This is a genomic window from Pseudomonas sp. BNK-7 (assembly GCF_048072025.1).
Taxonomy (GTDB): Bacteria; Pseudomonadota; Gammaproteobacteria; order Pseudomonadales; family Pseudomonadaceae; genus Aquipseudomonas; species Aquipseudomonas danubii.
On the sequence record NZ_CP182252.1, the window covers coordinates 4,773,844 to 4,786,554 of the forward strand.

At 56.7% G+C, this 12,711-nt stretch carries 13 protein-coding genes; 7 read left to right on the forward strand and 6 right to left on the reverse strand.

The genetic code is table 11. The annotated features are described in order from the left end of the window. Nucleotides 1–12: 12 nt before the first annotated feature. From ACMGF8_RS21630 to ACMGF8_RS21640, 3 genes are all read right to left on the reverse strand, one after another. Nucleotides 13–1,689, reverse strand: a complete 1,677-nt coding sequence (locus ACMGF8_RS21630) for a ShlB/FhaC/HecB family hemolysin secretion/activation protein (RefSeq protein ID WP_250330596.1) — start codon at nt 1,687–1,689, stop codon at nt 13–15. A gap of 32 nt (nt 1,690–1,721) precedes the next feature. After that, a complete protein-coding gene (locus ACMGF8_RS21635) occupies nt 1,722–2,324 on the reverse strand; it encodes a transposase (protein WP_019093945.1) in 603 nt (200 codons plus the stop codon). A gap of 434 nt (nt 2,325–2,758) precedes the next feature. Continuing rightward, nucleotides 2,759–3,556: a hypothetical protein gene (locus tag ACMGF8_RS21640; protein WP_146036413.1), complete on the reverse strand. Its 798-nt coding sequence runs from the start codon at nt 3,554–3,556 to the stop codon at nt 2,759–2,761. Nucleotides 3,557–4,016: 460 nt separating this feature from the next. Here ACMGF8_RS21640 and ACMGF8_RS21645 point away from each other — a divergent pair, with 460 nt between their 5' ends. Then, nucleotides 4,017–4,280: a short-chain dehydrogenase gene (locus ACMGF8_RS21645; RefSeq protein WP_115580156.1), complete on the forward strand. Its 264-nt coding sequence runs from the start codon at nt 4,017–4,019 to the stop codon at nt 4,278–4,280. A 1,183-nt stretch (nt 4,281–5,463) separates the two neighbouring features. Here the strand turns inward: ACMGF8_RS21645 and ACMGF8_RS21650 are convergent. Continuing rightward, complete coding sequence (locus ACMGF8_RS21650) at nt 5,464–5,733, reverse strand: hypothetical protein (protein WP_207165952.1); 270 nt, start codon at nt 5,731–5,733, stop codon at nt 5,464–5,466. Nucleotides 5,734–5,975: 242 nt separating this feature from the next. Here ACMGF8_RS21650 and ACMGF8_RS21655 point away from each other — a divergent pair, with 242 nt between their 5' ends. Further along, nucleotides 5,976–6,389, forward strand: a complete 414-nt coding sequence (locus tag ACMGF8_RS21655) for a hypothetical protein (RefSeq protein WP_115580158.1) — start codon at nt 5,976–5,978, stop codon at nt 6,387–6,389. Nucleotides 6,390–6,535: 146 nt separating this feature from the next. On the opposite strand, the gene ACMGF8_RS21660 is transcribed toward ACMGF8_RS21655, so the two are convergent. Together ACMGF8_RS21660 and ACMGF8_RS21665 are read right to left on the reverse strand one after the other, a co-directional pair. Further along, complete coding sequence (locus ACMGF8_RS21660; protein WP_207165953.1) at nt 6,536–7,837, reverse strand: amidase; 1,302 nt, start codon at nt 7,835–7,837, stop codon at nt 6,536–6,538. 289 nt (nt 7,838–8,126) lie between these two features. Then, the gene (locus tag ACMGF8_RS21665; RefSeq protein ID WP_207165954.1) at nt 8,127–8,723 is read right to left on the reverse strand and encodes a hypothetical protein; all 597 of its coding nucleotides are present in this window, start codon (nt 8,721–8,723) and stop codon (nt 8,127–8,129) included. Between the two features lie 107 nt (nt 8,724–8,830). Here ACMGF8_RS21665 and ACMGF8_RS21670 point away from each other — a divergent pair, with 107 nt between their 5' ends. The 5 genes from ACMGF8_RS21670 to ACMGF8_RS21690 all read left to right on the forward strand — a co-directional run bounded on the left by ACMGF8_RS21670 (nt 8,831) and on the right by ACMGF8_RS21690 (nt 12,688). Further along, nucleotides 8,831–9,343 carry a hypothetical protein gene (locus tag ACMGF8_RS21670; protein ID WP_416757062.1) on the forward strand — a complete coding sequence of 171 codons (513 nt, stop codon included), beginning with the start codon at nt 8,831–8,833 and terminating at the stop codon, nt 9,341–9,343. 356 nt (nt 9,344–9,699) lie between these two features. Further along, nucleotides 9,700–10,446, forward strand: a complete 747-nt coding sequence (locus ACMGF8_RS21675) for a methyltransferase domain-containing protein (protein ID WP_102863393.1) — start codon at nt 9,700–9,702, stop codon at nt 10,444–10,446. A 118-nt stretch (nt 10,447–10,564) separates the two neighbouring features. After that, entirely contained in the window at nt 10,565–11,377 is an 813-nt protein-coding gene (locus tag ACMGF8_RS21680) for a class I SAM-dependent methyltransferase (protein WP_242553860.1), read from the forward strand. A 68-nt stretch (nt 11,378–11,445) separates the two neighbouring features. Continuing rightward, nucleotides 11,446–12,519 (forward strand): M50 family metallopeptidase, encoded by a 1,074-nt coding sequence (locus ACMGF8_RS21685; protein WP_416757063.1) that lies wholly within the window; start codon nt 11,446–11,448, stop codon nt 12,517–12,519. A gap of 10 nt (nt 12,520–12,529) precedes the next feature. After that, nucleotides 12,530–12,688 (forward strand): TglA family RiPP precursor, encoded by a 159-nt coding sequence (locus ACMGF8_RS21690; protein ID WP_162884043.1) that lies wholly within the window; start codon nt 12,530–12,532, stop codon nt 12,686–12,688. Nucleotides 12,689–12,711 lie beyond the last annotated feature (23 nt).

Here is a 12,711-nt window from a genome sequence, read left to right on the forward strand (position 1 = left end):
GTCTCCGTAAAGTCAGAACGTCGCTTGCACACTGAAGTGCAGGCGCGGGTCGTATTTCTGGGTGTTGGGGCCGTCTTTGAGCGGGTAGCCCCAGTCGAGGCTGCCGGACAGCCACTTGCTCAAACTGGCGCGGGTGCCGAGGCCAACGCTGGCCAGGCTGTATTGGTCCTCCTGCTCGGGCAGCGGCTCGTGCAGGGACAGGTGCGCGCCTTCGGCAAAGGCATAGAAACGCCACTCCTGCACGTAGCTGCCGAGGAACTTGGCCAGGGACGGCGTGCGCAGTTCCTGGGAGAACAGGTAGCCCTCATCCCCGGTACGCTCGGCGGCCAGGTAGCCGCGCACCGAGGTGGCGCCACCGGCGGAATACTGCTCGTTGGACACCAAAGGCCCGGAGGCCAGCTGGAAGGCGGTCTTGGACGCCGACTGCCAGTCGTTAGCGAAGGTGTAGGTGAAATTCAGGTCGCCCTTGAGCACCGAGAAACTGGCGCTGGCCTCGTCGCGCTTGTAGTGGAACTCCTCGGCGTCGCTGCCGTAGCCGAAGAAGCGCCGGGTGCCGACGATCAGGTTCAGGCCCAGGCCCAGCTGGGATTTTTCGCTGTAGCGGTAGCCGTTGTAGCCAAAGGTCACTGGGGCGTACTTGAGCGGAATCTGGTCGCTGCTGCGGCCAAAGCGCATCTCTTCCTCGAAGTCCTTGAAGTCCACCCCCACCGACAGCGAGTTGGCCCAGTTGCCGGCCGCGGGCAAGCTGTAGATCGCCGACACCCCGTAGGAATGGCCCTTGCCCAGCACGTTGCTGCCGCCGATGGTGGCGATGTTGCTGTCGGACTGGTAACCGGAAAACTGCAGGGCCCAGCGCTCGCTCAAAGGCGCGCTGTAGGAACCGGACCAGACCTTGGCGTTGTCGGTGTCCTGGGGCGCGGTGAAATAGGTCAGGGAAATGCTGTGGCCCAGTTGCCAGAGGTTGTCGTAGCCGACATTGACCACCGTGCGCAGCTTTTCGGTGTCGGCGCTGTAGTCGTTGTTCAGGCCGACGCTGGCGTGCCAGGGGTTCTGGTCTTCCACTTGCAGGTCCACGTCCATGGTCCCCGGGCGCTGGCCTTCGCGCACCAACGGCATGACCTGGCGCCCGGCGCCGCGGTTGAGCCCGGCTAGCTGGCTTTGCACCGTGGCAAAATCCGGCACCTGGCCTTCTTGCAGCGCCGGCACCTGATCGCGGATCTCCACCGGCGAGTAATGCTTGGCCCCCACCACCCGCACCCGGCCGACCTTGGTTTCACTGACCTGCAGGTAGACGATGCCGTCCTCGACCTTCTGCTCCGGCAGCTCGACGAACACCGACTGGTAGCCGCGTTCCTGATAGACCTTCTGCAGCGCATCCCGAGCGCCTTCGATATCGGCCAGGGCCTTCTGCGGCCCGAGGAACGGGTACACCGCCTCCTCGATGGCCCGGGCATCGAGCACGGTATTGCCGCGCACGAAGTATTCATTGACGTCCACCAACCGCGCCGCAGCCGTGGCCTCGACCGGGACCGCCTCGCCCTCCTCGGCCTGCACCGCCGGCGCCAGTGCCGCCAGCGTCAACCAGCCACACAACGGCCACCAGCGCCCGCCACTGCCGGGTCGCCCTGATTTGCCCAGATGCTCCACACCGCCCCCTAAAAAACTGAAAATTGGCGCGCGCACGCGCATTGCCGTCGCCGTCTGCACAGCGTTTGGCCGCTTCAATTGCTGCTGATCGAGGTGTTTTCGTGGCGCGCCAGCCAGGTGTGCAACAGCGCAAAATTCAGCGAGAACTCGGGCATTTGCAGCAGCGCGCCGCAAAACACTTCACCGATGATTTTCTGGATCAACTGCACCGCCCGCGGATTGTTCAACAGCGTGGCGATGTCGCGACTCAGGACACTGAAGCTCCAGACCTTCTGGTTCAGATCAAGACCGACGAACCAACGGAACAACAGGTTGTAACTGAGCTGTTCATACAGCTGCTGCTCGCTGGGCACCGAATACAGCAACTGCAGCAACAGAATGTGCATCACCGTACGCGGCGCGATGAGCATGCCGGGCTCGGCATTGAGGCCCTGGAGCAGATCGCGGTGCTGATCCAGCAACTCATCGATCTGCGGACGCAGCAGCACCAGCGAATGCCCCGGCGGGATATAGCTGGCCACCTCCTTCAAGGCGCCCTGCCAGTCATCCTGGGACACGATCCAGACCCACGGCGCCCCGTAGCGATAGACCGACACCGGCTTCTTGCGCGCCGCCTCGACGATCTTCGACAGCCGTTGATCCAGCTCCTGCATGCCCACTTTCGAGTAGCGTTCCATAGTCCCCATAGCCTCACTCCCGGCGTCCCGCCTCGGCTTAAAAAAGTGGCCTGGCGGCCCCCTCAAGCGCGTTACATACCCAAGACGTGCGTGGCCATGTGCTACCGAACTTTTGTCATAAAAGCTTCATTCACAAACCAGCGCTGCCCTGCCGACAAGGCGGCAAACAGCCTGCGGGGACGCGGGGATTTCAAGGGTGCTAGAGGTACGGCGGGAGAGTGCCAAGCAAGGTCCTGCGGACCTTGGCGCAGCCTCGCCGAAGGCTCGGCAGCGGCTAGAGGGGGAATGTCGAGGTGTTTTTTGTAGCCGCTGCCGCAGGCTGCGAACGAGCTGGGCGGCACCCCGACGAAGCGGTCGCAGCCGTTCTAAGGGCGCCAGAGCTTCAGAGCGCTAGCCCTGACAGACCTCGGAGCGACACCACAAAGAGCGAAACCTCAGGCGTGGCCAAACACCGCCTGGATGTCCTTCAACAACCTGAAGTGGTCGCTGACCGCGTACAGACCGATCGCCGGCTGCAAATGATCGACACGAGGAGCCGGCACGCCACTGGCAATGACCTGAAACTGATTCGCCCGATCTGGCAGATCCCGCAGCCCGTAAGCCGCATACAGCGAGATACGCTCCACGCCGTCGTTATAACGCTGCCCCTTGGCCTGACACTCACGGATGTCTTCTGGCCCGGGCCGCTGGCGCGAGGCGAAATCATAAATCTCGACAATGGGCGCCTCGTGATTACCGACGATGCTCTGCACGTAAATCGCGTAGAACCACTCGCCGATCTGCACCGAAGCAGCATCACCCGCCCTCCAGAAGGTCTGGTTCTTGCCGGTGGCGGGACGCCGACTCAGCGCTGTCGGCGGCGAAACAACCAGGGCCTTAATCGCCTCGCGATGGCGATAAAAAGTGTCGCTCAAAACCACCTTGTCGTTGAGCCGATCGATCGCCTGCAGCGCAGCCTTGGTCAAACCGTCATCCTGAAACCCATGACGGTGCAGCACCACGGCCAGGGTCAGGCGCACCAGATCCTTGTAATGCTCGCTGACCTCATCCCCCGGCGCGTCCAACACACAATTCCAGCGCAACAGCAGCGGAGCGAGCACCCCTGCCGCGAGTGCCTCAGGCGCACTTCTTTTCGCGCCCAGCATCGCCCACGCCGTGAGCCGCGCAACGTCATGCACCACTGGATCAACAAGATCACGCGGCAGATAACCCAGTAGTTGTTTGTGATTCAAGATCCAGTGCCTGTGCCGTGGGAGGGGGACGCGAATCTTTACGCAGATGCAAAAGCCGGGTCAAACGGAGCGCTACAAGACCTCGAGTGCAGCAACGGATATGTACCCCAACCCCCGAGCAAAATTGGCCGGCTCACAGGTCGCCAAGTTCACCTCTGCGATCCTACAAAACTTGCAGACGCGTCTGACTTGTCCCCCCAAGACCCAACATCCATAGTCCCCACTCGCCCTAATGGCGACCGGGTTTGGCGACCTGGCAACTCACCCACAGGCACTTCCGCTTGCAAGCTTTGCCGAGGACCCTTTATGTTCACGGCGATCTTTCATGGCGGCTGTACGCGGGAGATCCTCGGATCTGCCGATTATTGTGGGATGAGTCGGCTCGCCAACCCGCGTATAGCTGCCACCTATTCGACTGGCGACGACAGGACAGCTCCCTTACCCACAAGCGGAGGTTCCCATGACTCAGCAATACATCCCCATCACCGGCATCGACTGCCTGATTCCCTGCCTGTTTATCGACAAGACCGCACCATTGGACGTGCTGCATGCCAACGGCACCGCACGTTTACTGGCCGTGACTCAACTGCTGGAAAGCCTCTCCCGCGCAGAACTGAAGAACGCTGACGACACCGATCTGCGACATATCTCCAACGCAGCGGCGATTCTGCTGCGTGACAGTTGCGACCTGTTGGGAGTGATGGGCTGGCGCCTTCAAGCCTGACGCGTTGTGCTCCGCGCTGCTGGGCGGCGCGGAGCGTTTCAAACACATTCGGCCAAGTACAGGCAATTAGACTATATGCTAGACAGATTAATAGGTGCCAGAATTACCATTCTAATGTTTATACTTCAAACCACGACAGAGCACAGAAACCAGCACCCTCTGCTAGTTCAATCTTCAGGATTCAATTAATGCCCTGCTACTCAAGTTGTTCTTGCGAATGTTTGGAAGCACCACCCTATTTTGATGCATCCATTGAGGCGGAGACACTTTTCATTTGGCGCCTACATGATGTATGCCACTCCAATATCGGCTGGTATACTGACAAAACAATAAGCGATCTACACCTTCTCAACGAATGGATAACTAAGGATGCGTTTGGCATTTACGTGCTATGGCATAAGGATGATTATTGTGATATTCACAATACTTTCCACATGAGAGCGCTGTATGTCGGAAAGGGGCAGATAGCCAGGAGACTGCTGGCACACTGGAAGACAAAGGACTTTTCGGAAGAAATGCTCGTTTACTGGACTTTTCTTGAGATGCCAAATCGCCAAGCAAAATACTGCGAACAACTACTCTTGGATATTTATCATGTACCTCTCAACAAAGCTGAATCAGCTGGAAAGCTATCGCTATGCACACACTTCATACAGTCAGAAGTTGATTAGAAACAGCACGTACCACCTTCCTAAAATATTAGACACCTCAGTATCCCTGGCCAATATAACCGCAGAAACCTCTAACAACCCTCCTCAACTAATTCTATTAAAAACATGCATTAATTGCGCACTAAAAACGATGCATCGATGAAAACTCGAATGACCAGCACCCACAAACAATATGCCACTCGGCAAAATATAGGACTCTTGAGTTACTTTATTCGCCATTTCACTTCAAGTCCCTCCACCCAAGGTAAAACTGACCACCTCATTGACCTCAAATACTTTTATAAATTCCCAAACCCCACAATGTGACCTAACGCTTGAATCTGAGATGAGTTTCAGCCTTTCCCTCGTGAGCGATCACAACCACTCAATCACAAAAAAACTTATCAAACCTGCTGGATTTTTAGTCCTTCAACACCTTTACATCTTCTGCAACTTTAATTATTTTTTCGCATGAGTATTTTCTAGCACAAAAAAGCATAGCTTTCAGACAGGCTCACTTTTTAAACCCTACCCTATACATGTTCCAAATATTCCAAGAGAACCTCGCCACCGAGGTAAGGGCCGTCATTACTGCAATCCATTGCCGGCTCGGCAAAATCAATCCATACACTGGTAATAATCCTGTCTTTTCCAGCCATAGTTCGTTGAGTGCTAGATAACTCCACTTCACCACCTAAGGCTTCCTTTACATATTCTGGAGGTAACGAAACCACTCCAACCCCGCCATTCGGCCACCACACGTGGGGCTTAACTTTTACCCTGTCACCGTCATTGAATTTCATTTATTTTCGGCCATGCTACCGACTTTAATTTGCCATTTGACGCTTGGTTAAGGGACGGGTTTTAACCCATCTCGGTGAGCGACGCGAACGACTTGAACCCGTTGTCAAATGCTCAACTTCGCCCGGCAAGTACAACACAAAAAACCGCCCTCCGACTCGGCTAACCGCGTCGCCGTGCCAACAACACTGCCATCTCATACCGGCCCGTTCACCCGCCCTCCATCAAGAGATCAAGCCACCCTATGCACTGTCACAACTTCCTCCTGGGCCATATCGAAGTCGAAGTGCAGGGACGCGCCTACGATCTGCATAACTTCTACAACGCCGAGGCTATCCGACACGACGTCCTGAAAGGCTCGCTGACACTGACCTTCAACCGTCTGCAGCAAGACTGGGTGCCCGTCGAAGAGGCACGCCAGATCATTCTCAGCTTCAGTCAACTGAGCTACTTCTGCGCCGATGCCAGGGAGATGAACGCCTTCGAGAGCGACCTGGGCTGCGTGCATGCCATAGGCGTGGTGGAAGCCGGCGCCGCCACCGAGACCTTCTACCTCTCGGACCAGTTCCCTGCGGATCATCATCTGGTGATTGAGTTCACCTCGGGCCTGATCCTGCGTTTGCGGGCGCAAGAGGCGCAGTGCGCCTTATTTTTCTAGCTGATGGGCTGCTTTTGTGGAGCGATAGCAGCCAACCAAATGGATCTTTTTCAGGTGCTTTTGGCCGTGATATGAAGCGGCTCATGTATTAAAAATAAACCTGCGTGCATTTTCGGCTCAGGTTTTTGCCAATGACCGGTGGCGATTCAAAGCGTGAATGGGAGCGCTTTCTCAACTGCTACTGCTGCAGCCAAAGCAACATGCTCGTGCCAAGGTCGCGCGACGATCTGCACCCCCACCGGCAAACCCGTATCGCTAGTACCGGCACGAATTACCACGCTGGGCCAACCTGCCAAACTGTAGGGCAACGTGTGACTGAACAGGGTAGGCCGTGCCTCTCCCACGCACGGCGCCGGTGCGGCGTCGACAGGACAGAGAATGATGTCGTAGCCCTCCATGAACCCCAGCATTGCACTGCGAAATTGATCCCAGTCTGCCAACAACTGTACTAACTCCGCCCCGGAGCCTTTGCTCATGGCCCAATAGCGTTCGGTAATGGCTCTGGAATTGGCCAATGCCTCCGGGAACGCCGAAGAGAGCACGGCACCTGCCTCCTTCAATATCTCGGCCACCGACTGCAGAGTCGTCTGCGTGATGTCGTCAATAGGTGCAATGCCGCCCTCGCCGTACCAAGCCACTCGCAATCCGCGTAGTTCGACAGTACTCATGGCGCAGAGCGGCATCGGTATCACGCCGGCGTCCCGACCGTCCTCACCGGCGATCAATTGCAGCACCAAAGCCAGATCCTCGACATGTCGGGCCATTGGGCCAATCTGGCTGCGGTAGTCGCTGAGCCCGCCAAGATGGTCGAATACACCGGTGTTGGGTACACGGCCACTGGTGGGTTTCAACGTACTGATACCGCAAAAATGCGCAGGCACACGCAAGCTACCGCCGGAATCACTGCCTAATCCCAATGGTGAAAGGCCGGCGGCGATCGCAGCAGCTTCGCCACCGCTGCTGCCTCCTGGGCTGTGGGATAGAGAATGCGGATTACGCGTAGCACCATATACGGGGTTATCAGTGACGCCCCCGCCGCCCCCGGGTGGGCAATTGCTTTTGCCAAGCAAGATCGCGCCGGCAGCTTTCATGCGCCTAACCACTACAGCGTCCTGCTCGGGTACGTATCGAGCCCGATCGACCAAGCCGACTGCTGACACCACACCGCGAGTATCCATAACATCTTTAACGGTGAAGGGGACGCCATGCAGCGCTCCCCAATACTCACCTTGGGCAACTGCACGATCGGCCTCCCAGGCGCGTGCCAACGCAGCCTCGCCACATACCTGCACCAAGGCGTTGAGTGATGGGTTAAGCGCTTCGATACGTGCCAGGTAGGTGGACACAATGGATGTGGAGGAGAGCTCGCGCCGTTGAATCAATCTGGCAAGTTCAGAAGCTGAATGACGTAGTAATGAATACGGTAAAGGCAATTGTGTTTGCTCCAATACATTTACATGCCTATAGCATCATGGCAGCGCATAATTTCAGGCGAGGGGGGGCAAAGTCCGCCAATGACCGCTCCTGGCCGAAAGCGATTAGCCCCCAAACGACAAAGCGCCGACACAGCTGAATCCAGACGGGTAACTGCCAGGGCCACAGACACTTAGGTAAGGCTCCGACCAGGGATAGAGTATTGGCTCTCTCCGTCTATCTAGAAGCCTCTCAACTGGCATTAAACGCCCTTTCAGCGAAGATCGCTGGCCTGGCCTCCGCTTTCGATAGCGCCCTATCGCCCTACCCCAACTGCAAAAAGAACCGACCAATCCCCGCGCCTGTCCTCTCTGAAAAGTCCTCATCCAGAAACAGATACCCCATGCCATCCGAAAGCACGCCTTTGTGCTCAGGCAGCGCTCTATCCAGATCGCCCCCATAAATGGATACCCTTCTGCGCCCTGCCCCCGCTGAAACAGGCGCCTGCAGCCAAGCGTCCACGCCATCCAACTTCGAGGCCAGGTTTTCATCATCGTCCACGTCGGCGTTCATCCCCAGCCGCACTGTCCCGCGATCTGAAATCGGCTGAACCGCCTCATTCCGCTCGGAACCGGCTCGAACATAGCCCATGACAATTGCTTGCGAACGACCGTCAATGGCGCGCAGCTTTCGATAGTGAGCCACGTCACCCAGCTGATAAGGCATAAAAACCGAAACCCAATACACCCCATCAATCAAGGCCTCTGAAAACCAACTTCCAGGAAAGGCCATGAGGTGTGTCAGCGGCACGCCATCAGGCGAACAGGGCCATGCCAGATCAGTCGGCAGACAGGCCCCGCCACCGACATAGGCATCATCTTTTGCAGGCATTTCACAGGTAAAGATCAGTTCATCAAACATCCGTATCGTTCCGATCAGTCATGGGCGCAGCATCCGTTAACTGCCGCTCGCCACTATACATCGGACACAGTACAGTCCCTTCCCGGCTTCTCTGACGATTGCAAATCATGGATGACACTCACTTCACTCCCGAACAACTGGCCAATAGAACCGGCACAGCCGACGTGGACCATCAGGCGCCAATCCCCATGAAATTCACCTCGGCCGACCAACTCATCGACCCAAAAACCATCGGCTATCGCAGCCTGGGCTTCGGCGAGGCGCTGACGATCCCAGCAACGCCCTATGAACTGCGCATCCACCACCGCGATCTGCCGCAATGCTTTCTTGACTGCGCCGACACCTTTGCCGCCGAATGCAAAACCGACGATATCGACCAGGGTTTTGTCGACATTCCGCAGCTGGCACAGCTGGGCTACCCAAGCTTCAGGGCGCTCTTGCAAGATCATCCCGATCTGGCGGCGCGCCTGGTCCAGGACTACCTGTATTTCGAGTTGTTGTTGTCGCTGTTCCCGCATTCAAGCGGCCTTAATGTCGTGATCAACAGCATCACCCGCGTCAGCTCAAAAGAAGGCGTCCTGCTGCTGACTGGCGAGACCTACGCTGCCAAACAGTCATGAAGAAGACCTGGCCTCAAGATCGATACCGGGAATCAGGCCGATGATGTCAAACAACGCATCACTGTCGAGCGCGGTCCGAGCCCTCTGCCTTGCGGCTTGATGCGCCTTCAAGGCGATGCAAGATCCACCGCCTCAAACAGTGCAACCTCAAGTACCGAGAACATCAACAATCGATGTGTACTGCGGACTATTCTCAACAGCGATTTCTCGCACCTTTTTGGTGCGATCGCACCTTTATTGTTCGCAAAAAAAAAATGATGACACGTTAACTAAGACTGGATACTCTCCTGTCCGAGAGAAAGGATTCTCGTTGTACTAGTACACCCCCATTGGTATCGGACAAGGATGTGACATACATGTCTTCCCTAATTACCTCGCCTGCCACTCTCTACGAAACCGTCGGTGACGGCGTAGAGTCGAGTAATGCCTCATGGAGTTTCGGAGGCAGTACTCCGCAACACTTTGACTCCCATGTTTCGAAGTCCGTACCTAAATATAAGGACGGGCATAACATCGTGCTGTCGCTCAGCGACTTTTTTGTAAAGAGCGATAGCACCTGCTACGAACTGGGTAGTTCCACCGGCACCCTCACTCGACAACTTGCACAGCGCCACTGCGCCTCGGTGAAGTGGGTGGGCATTGATGTGGAAGAGGCCATGACGCGCAAGGCGAATGAGCTCTTGAGCGCGTCGCCGCAGCACAACGTCAGCTTCGTTACCGACGACATCCTGACCTTTCCCTATGAAAAAAGTGATCTGATAGTTGCTTATTACACTATTCAGTTCGTGCACCCGCGCATTCGCCAAGCCTTGTTCGATCGTATCTACGAGACCTTGAACTGGGGCGGTGCTTTTATCATGTTTGAAAAAGTACGCGGCCCAGACGCACGCTTTCAAGATATCCTCAGCAGCCTGTATGTAGATTATAAGCGCGACCAAGGTTATAACGCCGATGAAATCCTGGCGAAGACCAGAAGTTTAAAAGGTGTCCTTGAGCCTTTTTCCACGGCCGGCAATATCGACATGTTATCCCGCGCCGGCTTCAAGGATATAACCAGTATTTTCAAATATATTTGCTTTGAAGGCTTCTTCTGCATTAAGTGAATGGAGCTTCATTGTGAGTACAACTATAGAACAACAGTATTTGCAACTATTGCAAATGCCTGAAACCTTTCGTGCGCAGAAAATGGATTGTGAACTTTGCAATTCCAAAGATCATCGGGTGTTGCTGGAAAGTGTCCAGGGCCCCGGTGACCAGGCGGTGGCATTGCCAGTGCTCGGCTGCCAGGATTGTGGGCATATTTTCCAGCAATACCGCTTCGACGAAGCCTTCTACAGCGCTTACTACGACAAGTTCTACCGCCTGAGTTTGTTCGGCAATACGGAGCCGGAGCGCGCCTTCTTTCTGGACCAGGTACGCCGTGGCGAACACCTGTATCAGCACCTGCAAGATGTGCTTCCCGCCAAAGGCAAAATGCTTGACGTCGGTTGCTCCGCCGGCGGCCTGATGATTCCTTTTGCCAAGCGCGGCTGGACAGTCAGAGGCAATGACCCTGACCGGGCCTACGTCGAATACGGCAAGAATATCGGCCTGGACATCGACCTGGTGGGCGCCGAACACATGAGCCCCACGGGTGATTACAACCTGATCATCATCAACGGTTCGCTGGAGCATGTGCATGACGTCAACCAGGTCATGCAGCTTTGCCGGCAGGCCAGTGCCGAGGATGGATTGCTGCTGATTGAAGGTCGCGCGTTGGGTTATGGCATCAAACAAGGGTTTCTAACCCATAACCATCGCCGCTACTTGAGTGCCAGCAGTATCGAGCACCTGATGTACCGGCATGGTTGGGAGCCGATCCAGACTACCCATGAGCCCGTGTGCGGGCCGACCCGACCGGGGGCGGTGTTCGTGCTGGGGCGAGCCTGTGCCCAGCCTGCCACCGAGCACCTCGAAAGCATCAAGGCTCAGGGCCGCAAGGCACTGCAGGAGTCCTACATGCCAAGCCTGCACTCGATGCGACCCCGCACATGAGTGCCTCGGCCTATGCCCTCGAAAAGTCGAGTGCCCGCGTCCATTCCTGCTTCAGGGATGATCTGGTCGTGACACCACCGCCAGCAGACGCGGTCACCCGGCGCTACAACCTCTACGACCCCCGTAGTGATATCGGTTTTGAACTGGGCCAGGCCGAGTACTCACTTGCCTTGCTCTTCGATGGCCAGCGAAACCTGCAAGAGATTGTCGACGCCGCCCTGGCGCAGCATCGAATCAAGGTCAGCCCCGAGAAGCTTGCGCAGTTCGAGCGCAAACTGCTCAACCTGAAACTGCTGAGCAGCGAGCAAACGGATCATAAAAAGGACCTGCGCGATCCCGCCACGGGCATAACCTATGGCCCGCTGAAAGAGCATTTGCTGATTAACCTGGTTAAAACCAACCCGCAGCCATTGCTTGATCGTCTTTACCGGTTGGCGCCCTGGTGCTGCCGCGCGGCATTCATTTTGCCGCTGCTGGCCTTGTCCCTGTTGAGCTTCGTGTACCTGGGCGCGCACTTGGACAGCTTCATGGCCGATGCCAGCGCCACCTATATCCAGAGTTACCGCTGGCTGCTCTGGCACTTCCCGGTGATCCTGACCTCCATCGCCCTTCACGAACTGGGGCATGCGATGGCCTGTCGTCACTATGGGGTCAAGGTCAACGATTTCGGGATCGGCATCTACTTGTTGCTCGCCACCGGTTGGGTACGTCCGGTGCAGACACAATGGTCGCAGCTACCGCTGAACCAACGGGTGATCACCATTCTGGCAGGCCCCTTGGTCAGCCTTCTGTATGCGGGAGTGGGCATTGCCCTGTGGGCGATGTTCCGTGACACCCAAGGGGTTTTGCCCGCCCTTTTCGTGGTGATGATCGTGGCTTCGTGCATTTCCCTCATCCCCACCCTGCTGCCCATCTTCAATGGCGACACCTACCTGGCGATTACCGAAGTGCTGGGGCAACCACGCCTGCGCCAGCGTGCTTTCAACTATGTAAAGCGCCATTGGCGCAGCGCGCCGCAGGAAACGGTTTCTCCTGCATTGCGCAGGCTCTACTGGGGCACATTCCTGTTGACCTGCCTGGGCTGGGTCATCGCCTGGAGCTTCATCGCAGCCACCCTGATTCGCCTTTTCAACCACCCATAAGGACAGTGTCATGACTCAACCTACAGTGACTCCGGCGATTGCCGCCATGGATGAAGCCACCACCACAACCGCCCCGGCCGACGTCGCGCCGCAAGCCCTTACCGATGCACCGTTCGAGGAGTTCGACCTCGACGATATCGAAATCATCGAAAGCAAAGTGTTCGCCTGATCGCTCCGAGCTTCCTCGGCTTG

Bases quoted from the DNA above. Each gene is read 5' to 3' on its own strand.
- ACMGF8_RS21655 (WP_115580158.1), top strand. From the start codon at position 5,976: ATGCACTGTCACAACTTCCTCCTGGGCCATATCGAAGTCGAAGTGCAG.
- ACMGF8_RS21645 (WP_115580156.1), top strand. From the start codon at position 4,017: ATGACTCAGCAATACATCCCCATCACCGGCATCGACTGCCTGATTCCC.
- ACMGF8_RS21650 (WP_207165952.1), bottom strand. From the start codon at position 5,733: ATGAAATTCAATGACGGTGACAGGGTAAAAGTTAAGCCCCACGTGTGG.
- ACMGF8_RS21665 (WP_207165954.1), bottom strand. From the start codon at position 8,723: ATGTTTGATGAACTGATCTTTACCTGTGAAATGCCTGCAAAAGATGAT.
- ACMGF8_RS21675 (WP_102863393.1), top strand. From the start codon at position 9,700: ATGTCTTCCCTAATTACCTCGCCTGCCACTCTCTACGAAACCGTCGGT.
- ACMGF8_RS21690 (WP_162884043.1), top strand. From the start codon at position 12,530: ATGACTCAACCTACAGTGACTCCGGCGATTGCCGCCATGGATGAAGCC.
- ACMGF8_RS21630 (WP_250330596.1), bottom strand. From the start codon at position 1,689: ATGCGCGTGCGCGCGCCAATTTTCAGTTTTTTAGGGGGCGGTGTGGAG.
- ACMGF8_RS21635 (WP_019093945.1), bottom strand. From the start codon at position 2,324: ATGGAACGCTACTCGAAAGTGGGCATGCAGGAGCTGGATCAACGGCTG.
- ACMGF8_RS21670 (WP_416757062.1), top strand. From the start codon at position 8,831: ATGGATGACACTCACTTCACTCCCGAACAACTGGCCAATAGAACCGGC.